Source organism: Catenovulum agarivorans DS-2 (assembly GCF_000568405.1).
GTDB lineage: Bacteria > Pseudomonadota > Gammaproteobacteria > Enterobacterales > Alteromonadaceae > Catenovulum > Catenovulum agarivorans_A.
Genome location: NZ_ARZY01000002.1, coordinates 77,555 through 97,500, shown reverse-complemented (window position 1 = coordinate 97,500; position 19,946 = coordinate 77,555). Strand labels below are relative to the sequence as shown.

Sequence of the window (19,946 nt, the reverse complement as noted above, 5' to 3'; positions counted from 1 at the left end):
TAGCCAAGCTTTGTGGTTTTGCAAGTTTCTAACTATTTATCGAGCTGTAATATTTAAATAACCCCGATAAAACCGCATTCATTGCCACAGCTGACAATATAAGCCCCATCACACGGCTGACAACGCTTGCGCCTGTGTCGCCAATGATTTTGACAATCCGATTCGCAGCCAACATCAGCAGTAAGGTCACCAATAAAATCACCAAAATTAAGCTGGTTGTAATTGTTTGCTCCATTAAAGAGTATCTATGGTTATCGGTAAGCAATACAGCTGCCATCATAGCACCAGGTGAAGCTATTGAAGGGATCGCCAATGGAAAAACCGCAGCATTTGCAGCTTTCTCGACCAAACCAAGTTCTTGCTCTGGTTTGCTATCACCAAAAATCATAGTCAAGGCAAATAAAAACAATACGACACCACCAGCGACTTGGAACGCGGGTAGTGGAATTTCCATAGCATCAAGCAAAATCTCACCAGCGACCACAAAAAAGATTAAAACCAATGCCGCAATAAAAATGGCTTTAAGCGCAACTTTATTTTTTTCTGCTGTGGTTTTTAGCGCTGCGGTTACCGCAATAAACACAGGGATTGTGCCAACAGGGTCGATAACAGCCCATAACAAAACAAATTTATGAATAATGCTATCCATTTAAACTCCATAATTAGCATAAAAAGCAATTTTAAACGTTTAAGCTTGTATTAGCTACCCAGCTTAAAAACAAGTTTTTATTCAGCAAGTGGATAAACTACTTGCACTCGGTTGCAGGATCACAATAATGTGCGTTTTGATATTTCAACCAACAAAAGTTACTAGACAGATGACTAACCAGCCGCAAGACAGACTCGAACAAGCCAAAGAAAAAGGCCGCTTTATTCGTGAAGTAAAAAGCTTTGTAACGCGCCAAGGGCGTTTAACTAAAGGGCAGCAAGCGGCAATAGATGAATACTGGGATCAATATGGTTTAACTCACGAACAAGGTGCGTTTGACTGGCAGCGTATATTTGGCAATAACAACCCGGTAGTATTAGAAATTGGTTTTGGCATGGGCGCTTCTTTGGTTGAAATGGCCAAAAACGCTCCTGAAAAGAACTTTGTTGGTATTGAAGTGCACTTACCAGGAGTTGGCGCTTGTTTAAAAGATGCCACCACAGAAGGTGTTAAAAACTTACGTTTGATTAATCATGACGCAGTCGAAATTTTAAAAGACTGTGTTAGCGATGAATCATTGAGCTGCGTACAACTGTTTTTCCCAGATCCTTGGCATAAAAAACGCCACCACAAACGCCGTATAGTGCAAGCTGAGTTTGCTCAATTGTTAGCACAAAAACTAACAACAGGTGGTGTTTTCCATATGGCGACCGACTGGGAAAATTACGCAGAACATATGTTGGAAGTGATGTCAGCGCAGGCAAACTACAAAAACCAATCACCAAGCGGTGATTATATGCCACGCCCAGAGCATAGACCGCTAACTAAATTTGAACAGCGCGGTCATAGACTTGGACATGGCGTATGGGACTTAATGTTCGAGAAAGTTTAATCGAATCGATTTAGCGCTTTAACTCAAGCGCTAAATCTTCCAACGATTTCCCTTTCGTTTCAGGCATCATAAATTTCACCCAAACTAGCTGCAGCAACATCATAAATGCAAAGAAGTAGAACACGGTAGATGCTTCAAATGCCGCGAGTGCTGTTGGCATTAATAAACTAATTAATGCAGCAAATACCCAATGCGTACCTGAGCCAAGCGCCTGCCCTTTTGCCCGTACCGCATTCGGGAATATTTCTGAAATAAACACCCAAATAACCGCACCTTGCCCAATAGCGTGCGACGCAATAAACATAAAGACAAAAAATACCACAACCGCACCGCCTATATTGTTGGCAAATGCCCAAGCCACTACTGCTAACGAAATAACATAACCGAATGAGCCTATATACATTAAGCTTTTACGCCCTGCTCTATCAATTAACCACAAGCCAGTCATAGTGAATATTAGATTAACTAAACCTATGCCTGCTGATGACAATAACGCACTGCTAGAGTCTAACCCCGCCATAGAAAATACCCGCGGCGCGTAATACAGAATAAAGTTTATGCCTGATAACTGATTAAAAAATGCAATTAAAAAAGCCAACATAATCGGCAATTGGTAAACAGCACTAAATAAACTTTTAGGCTCAGATTGCTTTTCTTCAACTATGTCTTCAACTTCCTGCTCAACATTGTGATGCTCTAATTCAGTTAACGCACTTTTTGCTTTAGCTAAATCAGCTTTAGTAGATTTTGATGCTTTTATCTCGCTGATGATCTGCTCAACATTCTCTTCGCCTATATCATTAAGGATTTTGCGACATTGACTAATATCATCACGATGAATCGCTAACCAACGCGGACTTTCAGGCACTCGGCTAACAAAAAGTAAATATAATACTGCCGGTAAAGTTTCTATACCTAACATCAAACGCCAATCCCAATCGGCTACGCCAGAAATAAAGTAATTCGACAACATAGCAACCAAAATACCGAACACAATTTGGAACTGGTACAAAGCAACTAACTGACCACGGCGTTTAGCCGGTGCAACTTCTGATATATATGCAGGCACAGCTACAGAAGAAATACCCACACCAATACCACCGATAAAACGTAAAAGCGCAAAGGTATAAGGGTCTTGAGCAATTGCCGAACCAAAAGCAGACAAGGCGTACAAAATACCAATAAATATCAGTGTTGCTTTACGACCAAATTTATCACAAGGATAACTGCCAGATAAGGCACCAATCACAGTGCCCCACAGCGCCGAAGAAACAATCAGCAACCCATGCTCCATAGGTGATAAATTCCATAAAATTTGAATCTTCTGTTCGGCACCAGAAATAACCGCAGTGTCAAAACCAAATAAAAATCCGGCTACAGCTACAGTTATCGACCAAAGTAGTAATTTTGGCATATATATACTCTCAATTTGTTAATACTCAAATCATTATAACAACGTTGTCTTATTTAACAAGTTAGATATTTAAAATTAAACTAATGATAACTTAAAGTGAGACCCTATCCCCGGTCACCTTATCAAACACATGACAATATTTAGTTTCTACATACAAATTCCACAGCGCAGGCTGCAACTCTTGCTCATCAAATTGCTTTTGTACTTTTGCAGTAATTTGCGTGTCGGCATAATCAAAGTGCAAAATACATTCGCTGCCTAACTGCTCATAAGAACTTAACTGTGCTTGCAGCTCAATATACTTGTCAGTATTGGTTAATTCAGGATCAAGGCTAAATGCGATATGTTCAGGTCTAAAAGCCAGTTCAATCTGCTGCCCAGCAACTACAGAACAACTGGGTAAAGTGATGTTTTGTTCGCTGCAGCTAAGTGTCGCTGAAATGCTGGAATCAGAGGTCGTAGCAACAATAGCTGCAAGAAAATTAATTTTTGGTTGCCCTAAAAATTGCGCTACAAATTTATTGCAAGGTTTATTGTACAAATCGAGCGGCGAACCAACTTGCTGCAAGTTACATTCATTCGAAGCCGACAAAGGAGCAAACACCGCAATTCTGTCACCCAAAGTCATAGCTTCGTGCTGGTCGTGTGTTACATAAATCATAGTCGTGCCCAATGAGCGATGTAATTGCTTTATCTCTTGCCTAGTTTTGCTTCTAAGCGCCGCATCCAAATTACTCAATGGTTCATCTAACAAAAACAGTTGTGGGCGCTGCACAATACAACGACCAATCGCAACTCTTTGTTGCTGCCCGCCCGATAACTTGTCTGGTTTCTCCGCTAAGATATGCGAAATTTCAAGCTTCTCAGCAGTCTTCTCAACTCTGTGCTTAATTAACTTTTTGTTGATGCCTTTTTGCTTGAGTCCAAACGACAAGTTTTCAAACACAGTCATGTGTGGATAAAGCGCATAGTTTTGAAAAACCATGCCGATTTTACGTTTGGCTGGTACTACTTGGTTCATCAGTATTTCATCAAACCACATTTCACCATCAGTTAGCGGCTCAAGTCCTGCTATTAAACGCAGCAAGGTCGTTTTGCCACAGCCAGAAGGGCCAATAAACACAATCAGTTCACCTGACTTTATTTCTAGATCTATATTTTTTATCGTACACATTTCACCCAAAACATAAGTTTTAGATAAATTTTTTAATGTTAATTTTGTCAAAGTAGAGCCTTAGTTTAACCACCAGATCAAATTAAACGAAAAACAACGTTATTTAAACGTCTTACAAAAATAAAGTCTATCAACTAATATTTTGAATAATGTTTGCTTAAACTAGCACAGGATATCACATGTTTCCTCTACGCTATTTCCAATCAAGAATAGTAGCTTTGGTAAAAAAATTCACTGCTATTATGTTTGCGCTGTTGGGTTTACTGACGTTTTCTCTCCATGGAAAATGCTTGATAATGGTCACAGCAGGTGGAGGTCACACCTTTTGGAACGCAACAACGCTTGGTGCACAAAAAGCAGCTACAGATAATGGATACCAAATTATTTCTAGAGGAACTTACGAGTCCACCACAGCCAGCGCACAACTCTCAATTATAAATTTCTTCCAAAACTATAAGTGTGACGGGTTGATACTCGCGCCAAATGAAAAATCAGTAGTAGACGCACTCGCACTCAACTATGACAAACCTATTATGCTAATTGACCGCAAACCCGAAAACAGCCAGCTACCCGTGGTTAAAACCAATGACTATTTTGCTGGCGAATTAGCGGCTAAACAGCTTATTCAACTCAGTCAAAAAACCATTGATTTAGCGGTTGTGCTTAACAATCAAACCGAAGCGCATTTAAACCAACGTGCGCTTGGTTTTACCAACCTGCTAAAACAAACTTTCAGCCAAGTAAAATTAAAACACCTGCATTCTGGGCGCTCAGTTGGTTCAGCCAGAGAAATGATCTTTCAACAAGAAGAGCTCATTCGCAGCGCTCAAGTGGTTTATGCCACTAACGAACTGGGCAGCCTTGCATTAAATCAGGATTTGGCGGAAATCGAAAACATCAAAATAGGTTTTGATTGCCACCCAGCGCTGATTAAAGCCACAACTGCGAATAAAATGCTTGGTTTTATCAGCCAAAATGCCTTCCAAATTGGTTATGCCAGTGCAGTTAAACTTATCAAAAACATAGAGTCGCAAACACCGCTAACTAGCCTTTACCTCAACTCTATGTTTATCGATTATGCATTTATCCAAAAACTGCCTGAACCCAATTGCAAAAACATCTACCAATATTTAGCCCACACTTCATCAAACTAACGCGTGGTAAATTTTGCCGTTAAACCACGTAACGTATGTGCTCGTTCAACCAGATCTTCAGTTTGTTTTACGTTGTCGTTAAACTCAGCTTTGTTGTCGTTAATTTGCTCAGCCAAATCAACAATATTTTGTGCAATTTCCTGAATTACAGCCCCTTGTTCAGTCGCTGATGTTGAGATAGAAGCACTCATATCTTTAATAATAGAGGCAGCGTCACCGATAGAGCGCATATCTTTCGACAAGTTATTCGCATCACTAATGCGTGCAAGTGTGATCTCCGCACCTGCGTCAACCATGCTTTCAGCATTTTGGCTTTCGCTTTGTAATCTGCTCACAATGCTTTCAATCTCTTCGGTCGATTTTTGCGTGCGCGCGGCAAGCTCTCTAACTTCATCGGCAACCACAGCAAATCCACGACCATTCTCACCCGCTCTCGCCGCTTCTATCGCTGCATTTAACGCAAGTAGATTGGTCTGCTCTGCTACCGCTCGGATAATCGCGACTATGCTGCTAATATCTTCGCTGCTTTGGCGTAGTGAGCGCACAATATTTGAAGCATCTTTCATTTGCGTGCCAAGTTCGGCTAACTTGTCAGCATTCTGTTTTGATAAATCACGGCTCTGCATAATGAGTCTATCAATGTTATCAACTTCTTTTTGCGTATTGATTGTGCGCTCTTCAATATGCACGGCCGAAGTGCCAAGCTCTTGCAACGCAGCAGACAAGGTTTCGATATCACTGCTAATTTTAAATACTCGGTCTAAACTGCGCTGGTTATTGCTAAGCAAATTATCACTGGCAGAATTAACGCTTTGGCTGGTATGAATAACTTCCACCACCAGCGCATTTAAATGTTCGGAAATGCTATTGAGCATTTTACCTATGGTGCCAAACTCATCACTTGACGTTTTTGAGATATTTTCCGTTAAGTCGCCTCTACTGACTTTTTGGCTAAATTTAGTTAAGCGCTTAATTGGACGGCGGATCCCCATCACCATAATAAAACTGATGATTGCAGTAACAATTACCGAGATCACCCCAGCAATAATTAACCATTGCGTAGCCGATGCATTTTGCTGTTTACTTTGTAGCGCATTTTGTGAGGTTTGTTGGTTAATCCAATCGGCAAATTTATCAATCTTGGTTAAATCCATTTGCCAAACTTGACGGTATTGCTCTAGCTGCTCAACTTGTTTATCGCGCGCGGTTAAATAACTCACAGCAATTGGTAACATGCCCTCTTGTGCCAGCAGCGACCTTTCCATTTTATCCACTACCTGTACTAAATCACTTACCGAAAACATTGATTGATAAGCCAAAATTTCTAAGTTGGTTTTCAAGGTTTTCATACTGTCTGAAGCCGTTGGGATAAGTGTTGGGTAAACGTCGGGATCTTTAGTAACCGCAACCATTTCAGTTAAAGCACGAATTCGGTCTAAACCATCTTTAATTGCCATTAACGACGACAACCAAATAAAACTTTGACTGTTTAAATCTTTAAGTTTTAGCTCAACAAGTTCGTTTACTTGTTGCCACTGTTTTAAAAAGTCAGCCTGCTTATTTTGCAGTTGCAAATCTAACGCTAGCGCTTGTCGATTAATTAAAATTAGCGCCTGCTGCGCATTTAAATCAGGCTGAACATCCGTTAGCTGCATATCATTGTTAGCAAACAACAATTCCGCCTTCTTCACCAGTTTGCGCGTTAGCTGCTGCAAATTAGTATCATCTTGTTTGAGCTGTTGTTCTAAACCGTTTTGTTGATGAGTTGAACGAGCCAAATAGTGCTGTAAAACCTTGTTGTCCACCTGCTGAAAGGTTTCACGCATATCAGCCAAATTGAGTAGTAGCTCAGTTGCATGTTCGGAAAATTGATCGAATCGATTACTGATAGTTTGGCTATTTTGTACACCAGCGGCTATCACAACTATGATAACCAAAGCTAAAAAACTAAATACGCTTGAGATTTTAAATTGAAGTGTCATAGTCTTTACTCCGCCCAACCTTTGTACTGCATTACGTTGTTTTTGTTAACCAAACTTGGGTCTATTAAAAACAATTGCTGCGATAGTTTTTGACCTTGTTTTAGTTGATAACCTAACTCAACGGCTTTTTCAGCCATTAAATCAGGGTATTGGGCAGCGGTTGCACTGACCAATGCATTTGAATTTTTTAACGCTTGTTGCATTATCGGCGCACCATCCACTGAAGTAATGACAATATTGCGTTTACCGCGATTCTGCGCTTCTAGCTCGGCACCAATTGCACTTGGGTCATTTATCGCAAATACGCCATTAACATCAGGATAGGTAGCCAAAATTGTTTTCATTGCTTGTTCACCACCGGCTTGACTGCCTTGGCCTTGCGCGTCTACCTGCAACAGCTGAATACCACTAGCTTTGGCAATAGCTTGGTTGCATCCATCTACCCTATCAACTACCGCAGATACATTTGGGCCATTGATAATCGCAATTTTGCCAACACCACCAAGCTGATTAATTAGGTGCGTACAGGCTTGAAATCCCGCTTTGACATTATCGGTTGCTACCGTTGCAACAACGCCAGCAGCTGAAACATCCACTGCAATAACTTGTGTGCCTTGTTTAATCGCTTTTTGAATGTCGGATGCCAAAGCTTGCTGGTCGGCTGCGGTTATCACCACTATATCTGTATTGCGCTCAACCAACTGCGCCAACTGCCAACGTTGTCTATTTAACGAATAGTCACTTGCAACCACCAGAATATTTGCTTTACCGTTAGTAAGTTCGTCTGCCTTACGCTTAGCACCTTTAACTATCTGCAAAAAGAATGGGTTGTTTAAGTCGTTAATAGCCACGCCAACGGTTAAATTAGCCAGAGATTTTTGGCTAAAGGTAAAAATAGCTAAACCAATGACCAATAAAAAATGAATAGTTAACTTTTTATAGCTCATAATCCACCCACCTTAATTCATTTGTTAAAAAAATGTACAGTTAGTATAAACACATAAAACAACGTTGTCACCAGTATTTGTAAATAACTAAGGTAATATTCAAATGTATTACTCTCTCAGACAAAATATCTAACTAAAAATAAGGACTTAATGATGAAAAAATTTTAATGTCGGCTTGACTCATTTAGTGCCAGAATGCATAGCTCTGGCACTGTAATATTTATTAATTTGAGTGATCAGCGAGTAGCATTTGCTGTAAATCAAATACTTCTTCTGTGCCAATATCAGATAAGAAAATCGTAACACTATTGTCAGTTAAGTTAACTGTTAGTTCAGCTTTGGCATGCTCTTTTGTCCAACACATTTGTAGTTTAGATTTATCAGCTTGCATCACAAACCCACGTTAAATGCTTCACTGGTGTTACGAATTTTAATTAACTTAAACAAAGCTTGAGTAATAAACTTGTGGGGTACCAGGTGCAAAAAACCGGATGGCTCTTGCAAGTAAATAATAAAAGTTATTCTGCGCTAGTGCGTCGTAATAAGTACAATTGACTTGGTATAAATCGACATTGCTGGCAGCAGCCCCAGTAGCTAATCGACTTTGACCTTGGCTATTGTTATGGATTTTTTCAACCAAGTGATCAATTTCATTTTCATTAAATAACCCAGCTTTGCCTGCCATAGGGCCAACATCAATAATACCAATGCCGTCATGTGTGTCTAACACTGTAATACAGTTTCTTGGTGAGATTTTTAACCATTTCGCCAACGCAGAAAAATCTTTGCTAAATATGCTGTGCAATACCAAAGGTGGCAACGCAAAGTCATATACGCGGTCTATTTTTGTGCAATATCAATTTGATTTGAGGTAAAAGTAGTCCAAAATTCACAAGTTGTGTCATCTGCCAAAGTATATTCAGTGAAACAACTACCAGGGCATGGACGATATATTTTTGCTCTATCGTCATCCGACAAACCATTTGGAAAAACTTTATCTTTAGTTAAGAACAAATCCCAATATTTTGAATTACGACCATTTTTTAACACATCTTGGAAAGCTTCTGATTGAGCTGGCATATGATTAACCAATTAAATCAGCCATAGTGTCAAAACTGCCACCTATGTTGGCAATGTCATTCCAGTTACCTAAACGACTGTCTACTTGTGTGTGATCAATTGGATCAAAGCCAGCGTCACTACCATCTATTGGATAATCAAATGGTATTAAATGCACGCCGCCAAATAGTGAGTCAAATTTCTTGGATAATAACGAATTTAATCCTTGTCAGTCGCTGCCGGAAAGTCTGTCGGCGTAAGTAATTAGTTGTACATTATTTTTTATAGGGATCTCAGGTTAGTTAAAAACTCTAATTAAAAAACCAACTTTAATCGTTTAAGCAAACTTAAAGTATATTTTTAAAACAAAATCGACACCTGTTTTTTATCTAGATAATTAGACACTTAGTATCTTCTAGATTTAGGCAATAAAACTTAAAGCGTTAAGAGCCTATCAATACTAGTTGCGCAGTACATTTAGCTGTCGCATCAAATATTTAATCTGCTAAATCAAAAATAATTGAATTAATTAAAGAGACAATCATTTTGCCATTGTTAAAAAAATGTTTTTGGTATATATTTTTTGACAACGTTGTAAACAAATGGCTAAAAATAGTAAAGGAGGAAGTACAAAATTAAGCTTTACAAAAAATAAACTATTAATTACGCCTAGATGTAATTGGCACAGATTTAATTAGAGAGTCTAAAATGAAACCAATACACACAAAATATCTAGCGAGAACGGGACTTCTAACGCTATTACTAGCAGGAACACACAGCACTATTGCGGCACCACAACTTACACAACAACCAGAAACAGAGGGCTCTGCGCTCTTTGTAAATAGTAATTCTCCCACACAAAATATTGCCGGATTTGAGTTTTGTTGCGGCCAATACAATACCTACCAAGAACATACATTTACAAACGCAACAGGCGCTTTGTTGTATTTAGATGGCGGCCATTGGAAAGACAGTTTTTCAGGTGTTGTTGGCGATCGTCTATTCACAAGCTTTGGTTCGGGATATTTTTCAGAAGGCGAAAATAGCAGCTACTTTGGTTATGACGCAACCGGTAGTATCGATAGTCCAACATTCACGATCATTAATGATTACATCAATTTTAAAATTGGCGGTGGCAATAACAATTACACAACCGCTAACGCCACAGCCGCTGTATTGCTGGTAAACGGACAAGTTGTACGCCATGCAACCGGGCAAAACCGTGACAATGCAATTGCATGGCACACTTGGGATGTTAGCGACCTGCAAGGCCAAACAGCGTCAATACGTTTAATTGACAATCATTCTGATAATGGTGTCGACAACGCGCTTCCCTATTTACTCGCGGATGAGTTTAGAACTGCAAATCTCGCTGCTGCAATGCCAACCACACAAGATTACGTGCAACCTGAACTCGTGGGCGAACCTTTGTTTATTAATGCCAATAATACAACGCAAGATATTGCTGGGTTTGAGTTTTGCTGTGCAGGTTATGATAGTTTTTCCCAACACAACTTTGACAACGTTGTAAGAAATCTAACTAGCTTAGATGGTGGTCAATGGGCGGCTAACTACAACGGCGCAATTGGTGACAGGGTATTTTCCAGTGCAGGTGATGGTTATCAAGATACCTACGATACCAGTATTGAACCTATAGGCGAGCAAGCCACTGGTAGCCTAGATTCACCAGAATTTGTAATTAACAAATCTTACATTAATTTTTTATTAGGCGGTGGCAACCAACTGTTTGACGCAGCTAACGCAACAGCCGCGCTGTTAATAATAAATAATCAAATTGTTCGTCAGGCCAGTGGCAACAACTCAACAGACTTGAGTTGGCATAGCTGGGATGTTGATGAGTTTATCGGCCAGAGTGCACAAATACGTTTATTAGACTACCACCCTGCCGATAACTCAGACACAGCAACGCCGTATCTACTTGCTGATCAGTTCCGTGCAGCAGATATTCCTGCCACACAAAATATCGCAGGCGAAATTAATTATTCAGCGGCGCCAACAACCAGCTCACCAGCAACAGAAGGTCAAGCAGCCTTTAGTTCAAGTAAATTTCCAACAACACATATTGCAGGTTTTGAGAATTGTTGTTTCAACTACGACACCTATCATGCATTTAACTTTTTAGCTTATGGTGATTTTGTTCGATTTAACGGCGGCCAATGGGCGAGCGGCTTAGCAAACTATGTGGGTGATCGCGTTTTTGCCAGCTACGGCCAAGGTTATGCAAATTATGCCGACACAACCGGCAGTTGGTACGGTTGGGAAGCAACAGGCCGTTTATTGTCGCCTGAATTTACCATCACACAGCCTTACATTAATTTGTTAACCGCAGGTGGCACCAATACCTTTGATAGCGCCAACGCAACTGCAATTGTTTTACGTGTAAACGGCAAAATTGTTCGCCATGCAACCGGCAACGGCTCAGAAACACAACTTGCTTGGACGTCTTGGGATACAAGCTCTTTAGTCGGCCAACAAGCTGTAATTGAAATTATCGACCAACACGACAATACAGTTAGCGATGGCAGCTTACCGTTTATTTTAGTCGATGAAATTCGCCAAGCGGATAATGCTGCAGTAACGCCACTTACCTCATCAATCGTCAGCCAAGTTGACGGCCATAAAGTGGCATTGCAACTCAATATGGGTGATGCAAACCCATATTATGAAAACGGCGAGTTTTATATCTACTACTTGCAAAACTCGGCTTATCACTCTTGGTATTTGTCGAAAACTGATGATTTATTAACAGGCACCTTCTCCGAAGAAATTATCCCAGCATCTGGCGACGTTAATGCACAAGATAGATGGATTGGCTCTGGTAGTGTAATGAAAGACCAAAACGGTCAATATCACTTATTTTATACCGGCCACAATAAAGACCACTATCCGGTTGAGGCTGTGATGCATGCCGTTGCAACTGACAATACCTTGAAAAATTGGCAAACCATTGATGAACACACATTCACAGGTTCAAATGGCTATAGCGATTATGATTTCCGCGACCCATTTGTATTTTGGAATGAAGACGAGCAACGTTATTGGATGCTGATTACTTCACGCTATAACAACCAAGCGGCGATTGGTTTATATACTTCAACCGACTTAGCCAGTTGGACCGCTCAACCACCATTGTATGCTGAAACTTCGACATTAAATTTAGAAGTGCCCGAGTATTTTGAATTTGCCGATACGCCTTTTATTGTTTATTCCGACCAACGCAATGAGTCACCAGTCGTTAAATATTTAATTAAGCAAAATAACCAATGGGTTAAACCAAACTTTGATGCACTCGATGGCCGATATTTTTATGCTGCACGCTCAGCTGGGCCAGAAAATGAGCGCCTATTGTTTGGTTGGGTACCACACACAGACGGCCGCAACGATGGTGCAGCGCCAAGCTGGGGTGGCGATTTACTTGTGCATCAATTGCATAAACACCTAAGTGGTGAACTGGCAGTAAAAATGCCTGATAAAGTAATTAGCCAACTAAACTCAGCTATGCCAATCAGCCCAACTTGGACTCAAGGCAATGTGCAAGTACAAACAAATAGTGCAAGCCTACAAGCCAACAGCGCATTTACTTTGCCAGCAAGCAACCAAGTTAATCGACTACAGTTTAATATTTCGAGTGCATCTGCCAACGCAGTTACCGGTATTCAATTCAGAATGCCTGTAGCTGGCCAAGCAGACAAACTCGCGTATTTAAAACTCGACCCAACGAATGGCAATGCCAAGTTCTATTTTGACGGCGACGAACAAAACAGCACTAACCCAAGCATAGATATTAATTTAGACATGCAATCAGGTGTGCATGTTGATTTGTGGCTAAATCCGCAATCGGGCGTAGGCGCAATCTACCTAAACCACTACCGAGCATTGAGCTTCCGTTTATACGATTTAGCTGAATATCAAATAGGTCTATTTAGCGAAAATAGTGCAACAACAGCTTCAGGCTTAACACGTTATAGCGAATAACCCTTCAAACAGGAATTAGGTGATTTGCACACCTAATTCCTGCAACTACAAACCGGAAATAACCATGATAAAAAACAACACACACTTATTAATGGGCATTCTATTTGGCAGTAGCTTGTATACAAATTTAGCCATTGCTGACGTACCCATAACTGAAAACCCAGAGCAATCGGGCTATAACTTATTTATTAGGCCATCTGCACCTTGGCAAAACATCGCAGGCTTTGAATTTTGTTGCGGGGGATTTAACTCTTACCACCAACATGGTTTTACGCAAGCCAGCGGCGACTTTATTAAACTAGATGGCGGCCAATGGGCGGCTGATATAGTTGGTGTTATTGGTGAGCGCGCTTTTGCCAGTTATGGCGACGGTTTTGACGGCAGTTGGGACAACAGCGCCGAACATATTGGTTGGCACGCCACTGGCTCAATACGAAGCCCAGAATTTAACATAGAGCACGACTATATAAATTTTAAAATAGGAGGTGGCAACAATCGCTTTGACCATATCAATGCCACATCGGTTGTGTTGGTTGTAAATGGTGAATGGGTACGCCATGCCAGCGGGCAAAACATTGCCAATCAACTAAACTGGCAAACTTGGCATGTAAGCGAATTTATTGGCAGTACAGCTTATGTTTTATTTTTAGATATGCACCCGGCAGATGGTTCAGATACTTCCCTCCCCTATTTGTTAGCGGATGAATTTAGAGCCGATGATGTGGCAGCCACCCAACCTTCAATCGCAAATTGGGTTAACCCCGCTTATTCAGGCGTGGCGCTTTTTAGCCCAGACCATTTAGCTGATTTCGAATTTTGTTGCGCAGGTGCTGGCACATACACAGCTCACGGATTCACCAATGCAACTGGCGATTTTAATAAACTAGACGGTGGTTTTTGGGCAGCCGAAATAAACGGCGCAATTGGCCAGCGAGTATTTTCAAGTTACGGCGACGGTGCAATTGACGAACTAGGTAATATCGCCCAACTCGGCGGCGAAGCAACCGGCACAATAGACAGCCCAACATTTACTATTGAGCATAATTTTATTAATTTTTTAGTTGGCGGTGGCAGCAACCGCTTTGACTCGGCCAACGCAACTTCAGTTGTACTAATGGTTGATGGCCAAATAGTGCGACACGCCAGCGGCAATAACCAAACAAATAAACTGAACTGGGCTAGTTGGAATGTTAGCGAGTTTCTGGGTAAAACAGCGCAGCTCAGATTTATAGATTTCCACCCAGATGATAAATCAGACAGTAGTCTACCATTTCTATTAGCAGATCACTTTCGTGCCGCTGATAGCCCAGTTGTTACCCCAATTGCAGACAGTGTGGTTAACCTAGCTGGGGCGCAAATAATTGAATCACCAGAACTTGCTGGCGAAGCGGCCTTTTCGCGTTTAAACCACCCGCTACAACATATTGCAGGTTTTGAATTTTGTTGTGGGGGTTATGATGCTTACCATCAACATAACTTTCGTGCGACTGGTGATTTTATCCGGTTTGACGGTGGACTATGGGCGGCTGACATAACTAACCACCTGGGTGATCGTATTTTTGCCAGTTACGGCCAAGGTTATGCGAACAGTACAGACGCGACTGGCCGTTGGTACGGTGGTGAAGCAACCGGCCAGTTAATTTCGCCTGAATTTACCATCACCCAAGCTTACATTAATTTATTAACAGGCGGCGGCACCAATCAGTTTGACACAGCCAACCCAACTGCAATTGTTTTACGCGTTAACGGCAAAATTGTCCGCCATGCAACTGGCAACGGCTTAGCAACAGAGCTTGCCTGGACGAGTTGGGATACCAGCGGATTAGTCGGCCAACAAGCGGTAATTGAAATTATCGACCAACACGACAATACAGTTAACGATGGCAGTTTGCCGTTTATTTTAGTGGATGAAATTCGCCAAGCAGATAAAGCAGCGGCCACGCCACTTACCTCATCAATTGTCAGCCAAGTTGAAGGCCATAAAGTGCCACTGCAACTGAATATGGGCGATGCAAACCCATATTATGAAAACGGCGAGTTTTATATCTACTACTTACAAAACTCGGGCTATCACTCTTGGTATTTATCTAAAACAGATGATTTATTAGCCGGCACTTTTACTGAAGAAGTGTTAGCCGCATCGGGCGACCATACAGCGCAAGACCAATGGACTGGCTCAGGCAGCGTAATGAAAGACCAAAACGGTCAATATCATTTATTTTATACCGGCCACAATAAAAACCACTTCCCTGTTGAAGCGGTAGTGCATGCTGTTGCCACAGACAATACCTTAAAAAATTGGCAAACCATTGGCCAGCATACTTTTAGCGGTAACAACGGCTATAGCGATTATGATTTTCGTGACCCATTTGTATTTTGGAATGAAGACGAGCAACGCTATTGGATGCTAATTACCACACGCTACAACAACCAAGCGGCTATTGGTTTGTATACATCTACCGACTTAGCCGACTGGACTGCGCAAGCACCGCTATACACAGAAAGCTCACCATTAAATTTAGAAGTGCCTGAGTATTTTAAATTAACCGAAACACCTTTTATTGTGTATTCCGACCAACGCAGCGAATCGCCCGTAGTTAAATATTTAATTAACCAAGATAATCAGTGGATTAAACCAAGTTTTGATGCGCTAGACGGCAGATACTTTTATGCTGCACGCTCAGCTGGGCCAGAAAATGAGCGTTTATTGTTTGGTTGGGTGCCGCACACAGATGGCCGCAACGATGGTGCTGCGCCAAACTGGGGTGGCGATTTACTGATGCACCAATTGCACAAAAAACCAACTGGCGAGTTAGCAGTTAAATTTCCGGAAAAATTAAAACAGCAAATGAGCCAACAAATGCCAGTAGATAACCTACAAGCAAATAAAGGTGTACGCAGTTTTAATAAGGGTCGTTTCGCAAACTCAGCGTTACTTGTGCTGTCGAAAGGACAATTTTTGTTACCTGCAGCCAGCAATAAAAACTTGATTGAACTGTCGGTAGTCAGCAAAAACACCAATGCAAAATTGGCAGTGCTACTAAGCAGCGATAAACACTCTGTTCAGTACAAAATACTGCTTAACAGCGCCCAAAATAAAGCGATGTTGTTGCAAGAGATTAATGGCCAGCAAAATATGATTGCTGAAGTTGCAGTACAACTTGACCCGAAAAAAGATATACAACTACAACTGTATTCTGATCCGCAATCGGGCGTTGGCTCGCTCTATATCAACCACGACAAAGCCCTAAGCTTTAGGTTATACCAACTAAAAGATTACCAAGTTGGCCTTGAAGCAATAAAAGGAATGTTTGAGGTTAAGGATATGACTCGAATTGGTTTGTAGATGAGGTGATAAATAAACTAGGTAGCCGGTTTTGGCTACCTAGTTGAGTTTTGGGGTAACATTTGGACCTATACTAGGATGTCTACTCGTGTATTAATGGTTTTATGTTGAAATTGATGTCTGGATTGGTGCCATATTGCCTTCAAGAAAACAACCTAAGCCACAATCTTACTGACTTAGAGGAGTAAAGTTTAACCCAATAATCGGGTTAGCTACACAAAACTGTACTTTAGATCAGGTAAAATTATAGGTTTATTATCTTAGTATTATAGATGTACCAATAAACACTGATACTGAGAATAGGATATTAATATGCATGAAATTAGAGAGCTGACAGTAGACGAGCTTGAAGCAGTAAATGGAGGAGTCACTCCCACAATATTAGTCTCTGGTGCGATTGGCCTTGCACGACTATATACGACAAACACAGCATTTCGCAACTCGGTCAATAGTGCAGCCAATGGGTTGGTAGTACTGCCTTAGGTGGGTGGGCGTATAATACTACTTCCGATTTTTTAAGCTAAACTAGTAGATACAAGTCTTTGTATGAAAAAAAATAATTCTTTTTATATAGTACTCTGCTTTATTGCTGGTATTTATTTCAAGAGCTTAGGGCTGGATATTTTTAGTACTATAATCCTAGGTGTTTTAACTGTGTTAGGCGTAAAGTCTCTCATAGAAAAACTTACTACCTTCTATAAACAAATTTGTGGTGATTACAAGGACTAGCTACGAGTTACAACCACTGAAACTTTTTGGCTCGATTATTATCCATATCGCGCCAAAAAGTTTTTTGTTTGAGTTGAAGAATCAAATAGGTTTAAGGTATGCTTCGACTAAACCACACCTAGCTTTTAATATTCTAAGGCAATAGCGTTACCATATTGCAACCTAGTTTGCTTAAGGCGCTAGGCCGTTCGCCATTGCTGTTATTTAATCATGCTTTAGAACAACGTACTTTACACCTATTCAATTTAAACCATTAGGAATGCAATTGAACTGTACTAAAGTACAGTTTCTCTCTTTTTATGGCGGTTGTGGGCTTTCGAATGAATTTCCATGTCTAAAAACCAATAATATTTTGAACTTGGCAAGGGTTGCTAGGGATAAGTAATGAACATAGAGTTGAATAAAAAAACCATTCAGCGCAATTATCACAACCGCGCCGAATAGGTATTTTGTTGTAGAGGAACTACCAAATAGACTTTAACTGACTAATTTGCCAGCTTGTTACTAAGCTGCCTTGGTCAGATTGTAATTGAATTTGGCTAAATGGTTTATTTGGAAAAACCAACGAGGTTATGGTTGCTTTGCCGTCATCCACAAATACTTCAATTGAACCAACATCTTGCACTATGCGCACTGAGTATTGTTGTTTAGTTTCAATTGGTGCGGTTTGTACCATAGGAAAGTCTTCATCAAACCTTTGTTGTCCAGCTTGAGTTCTGTCTACCGACATTAATCCTGTTTCCTTATTTAAACGAATAACGGCTTGTTCGTTTAAATTATTGGCTAACACTATAGTGAATTCGCTCGCTAGTTGCATATCTACTTCAAACGAAATATCGGCCAACTCAGTGGTCAGTTTTGCTTTTTTGTCTAAGCTAACTGTTTGTTTTACTGCTAAGTTACTGCCTTTAGACGTGTTTTGTTGCAATGCGTCTAATTCTGCAGTAGGTACTGAGGCTACACGGTAACCTTTGGCTGTTTTATGCAGTTTCAGTTCTCTTGGTACTGTCATTGCACCGCGCCATTGGTCGGTTGGTACTTCGTTGGCGTATGCCCAGTTATTCATCCAGCCAATAAACAAATGGCGGCCATCTTCAATGCCCGACCAAGTTACACCGGCATAATTATCTGCGCCATAATCCAACCATACTGCTGGCTCTATTGCTGATTTTGCAGGCGCGTCGGCAAATGCAATTTGGTCTACTGAAATATGTCCCCAAGGGCCAATTGCGTTGTCGACAATTTCTAAATGCGCTTGTTTACCTTGCCATTTGCTTACGTCCCAACTGGCGATCGACATACTGCCTGAGTTTTTACCTGTAGCTGATGCAACAATTTCATCGTCAACAATTAGGTTCATAGCCGCATCTTTCGGATATTTACCACCCGCTATCACAAAATTAATGTAAGCTTTCTCTATGCTAAATTGTTGGCTAATAAGTTTGCCGCGTGATGCATCGCCAGTATTAAAAGAGTTAGCAAGCTGAGCACCATAACGGCCAATAAATTCGTTTTCTCTTGCGCGAATGGGTGATTGTTTAAACGAGTCACCTTGTTTTTGCCATTTAGCTAAACTGCCTTCAAAGTCTTCGAATATATAATCTTGCGGGAATACAGCTGGGATTTTAGTTACTTCAGCTTTAAACTGCGGATCCATTTTGAAGGTTTTACCGTCAAAGTCGCCAACAAAATATTGTGTGCCCGAGCCACCATTTGGCCCACCAGGGTTTAAGCTGACCAGCAGCACATATTTTTCTTCGCTTGAACCTTCAACCTGCATTTTAATTAAATCTGGGCATTCCCAATAACCGCCGTGCGCGCCATATTCTGCGCCAAAATCACTTAGGTGATGCCAGTCCTTTAAATTGGGTGATGCATAAAAGCCAATGCGGTTTTGCACGGCTAATGCCATTACCCATTGGTTTGACTCGTCATGCCAAAATACTTTTGGATCACGAAAATCGGCAATTTTGCCACCTTCTAATACTGGGTTGCCCGCGTATTTTTGCCAACTGCGGCCATTGTCTAAACTGTAGGCTAATGCTTGTGTTTGCACGTTTTCCGCTCTAGCGGCTTCGGCAACTTTGTCGTGGTAGGTGAATATGGCAACTAACGGTGGGTTTTCTGCTGTGCCTAAACCTGAGGTGTTGTATTTATCCACCACTGCGCTGCCGGAAAATATCCAACCTTTATCATCAGGAAATAACGCAATGGGTAATTCTTGCCAGTGAACTAAATCTTTAGAAACCGCATGACCCCAGTGCATCGGCCCCCACTTTGTGCCATCTGGATAATGCTGAAAAAACAAATGGTATTCACCATTGTGATAAACCATGCCGTTGGGGTCGTTCATCCAACCTTGTTGCGGAGAAAAGTGAAATTGTAATCTATGGTGTTGAAAGTATTCAGGTTTTGATGTGGTTGGTTTAACTGCTTGATTTGCGTGAACCGCCGCAGGCAAGGTGGTTAACCCCGCGGTCATCGACAGTGCAATTAACCAAGTTAATTTTTTAAGCTTCATAACAATACGACTCAATAAATAGGTAAAGAAAGCGGCGCCACCAGACTCAGCACTGACTGGTGACGCCAATTCTGATCATGGGG

General features: G+C 41.1%; 11 protein-coding genes and 1 pseudogene. 5 read left to right on the top strand and 7 right to left on the bottom strand.

Annotated elements, in window-relative coordinates; all coding sequences use genetic code 11:
• Window positions 1–28: 28 nt before the first annotated feature.
• Window positions 29–649 (bottom strand): MarC family protein, encoded by a 621-nt coding sequence (locus DS2_RS01995; RefSeq protein WP_035012937.1) that lies wholly within the window; start codon window positions 647–649, stop codon window positions 29–31.
• 169 nt (window positions 650–818) lie between these two features.
• On the opposite strand from DS2_RS01995, the gene trmB reads away from it, so the two are divergent.
• On the top strand, window positions 819–1,541 hold the full coding sequence (trmB, locus tag DS2_RS01990; RefSeq protein ID WP_035013038.1) for a tRNA (guanosine(46)-N7)-methyltransferase TrmB: 723 nt from the start codon (window positions 819–821) through the stop codon (window positions 1,539–1,541).
• Window positions 1,542–1,551: 10 nt separating this feature from the next.
• Here trmB and DS2_RS01985 read toward each other — a convergent pair whose 3' ends face one another.
• A complete protein-coding gene (locus tag DS2_RS01985) occupies window positions 1,552–2,955 on the bottom strand; it encodes a sugar porter family MFS transporter (RefSeq protein ID WP_035012936.1) in 1,404 nt (467 codons plus the stop codon).
• Window positions 2,956–3,046: 91 nt separating this feature from the next.
• Window positions 3,047–4,180 (bottom strand): ABC transporter ATP-binding protein, encoded by a 1,134-nt coding sequence (locus tag DS2_RS01980; protein ID WP_035012935.1) that lies wholly within the window; start codon window positions 4,178–4,180, stop codon window positions 3,047–3,049.
• A 245-nt stretch (window positions 4,181–4,425) separates the two neighbouring features.
• Between DS2_RS01980 and DS2_RS01975 the strand changes: the two genes are divergently transcribed.
• On the top strand, window positions 4,426–5,283 hold the full coding sequence (locus DS2_RS01975) for a substrate-binding domain-containing protein (protein ID WP_035012934.1): 858 nt from the start codon (window positions 4,426–4,428) through the stop codon (window positions 5,281–5,283).
• Here the strand turns inward: DS2_RS01975 and DS2_RS01970 are convergent.
• The 3 genes and pseudogenes from DS2_RS01970 to DS2_RS20770 form a co-directional block, all read right to left on the bottom strand.
• Window positions 5,280–7,265 (bottom strand): methyl-accepting chemotaxis protein, encoded by a 1,986-nt coding sequence (locus DS2_RS01970; protein WP_035012933.1) that lies wholly within the window; start codon window positions 7,263–7,265, stop codon window positions 5,280–5,282. The genes DS2_RS01975 and DS2_RS01970 overlap by 4 nt on opposite strands.
• 5 nt (window positions 7,266–7,270) lie before the next feature.
• Window positions 7,271–8,212: an ABC transporter substrate-binding protein gene (locus tag DS2_RS01965; protein ID WP_051479531.1), complete on the bottom strand. Its 942-nt coding sequence runs from the start codon at window positions 8,210–8,212 to the stop codon at window positions 7,271–7,273.
• Window positions 8,213–8,435: 223 nt separating this feature from the next.
• Window positions 8,436–9,557 (bottom strand): annotated as a pseudogene (locus DS2_RS20770) (sucrose phosphorylase).
• A 422-nt stretch (window positions 9,558–9,979) separates the two neighbouring features.
• Here DS2_RS20770 and DS2_RS01955 point away from each other — a divergent pair.
• The 3 genes from DS2_RS01955 to DS2_RS20130 all read left to right on the top strand — a co-directional run bounded on the left by DS2_RS01955 (window position 9,980) and on the right by DS2_RS20130 (window position 17,096).
• Complete coding sequence (locus DS2_RS01955) at window positions 9,980–13,267, top strand: lipoprotein (RefSeq protein WP_035012932.1); 3,288 nt, start codon at window positions 9,980–9,982, stop codon at window positions 13,265–13,267.
• 64 nt (window positions 13,268–13,331) lie between these two features.
• Window positions 13,332–16,613, top strand: coding sequence for a lipoprotein (locus DS2_RS01950; RefSeq protein ID WP_035012930.1), 3,282 nt, complete (start codon window positions 13,332–13,334; stop codon window positions 16,611–16,613).
• 312 nt (window positions 16,614–16,925) lie between these two features.
• Window positions 16,926–17,096 carry a class IIb bacteriocin, lactobin A/cerein 7B family gene (locus DS2_RS20130; RefSeq protein ID WP_081754149.1) on the top strand — a complete coding sequence of 57 codons (171 nt, stop codon included), beginning with the start codon at window positions 16,926–16,928 and terminating at the stop codon, window positions 17,094–17,096.
• Window positions 17,097–17,805: 709 nt separating this feature from the next.
• On the opposite strand, the gene DS2_RS01940 is transcribed toward DS2_RS20130, so the two are convergent.
• Entirely contained in the window at window positions 17,806–19,863 is a 2,058-nt protein-coding gene (locus DS2_RS01940; protein ID WP_235188521.1) for a glycoside hydrolase family 32 protein, read from the bottom strand.
• Window positions 19,864–19,946 lie beyond the last annotated feature (83 nt).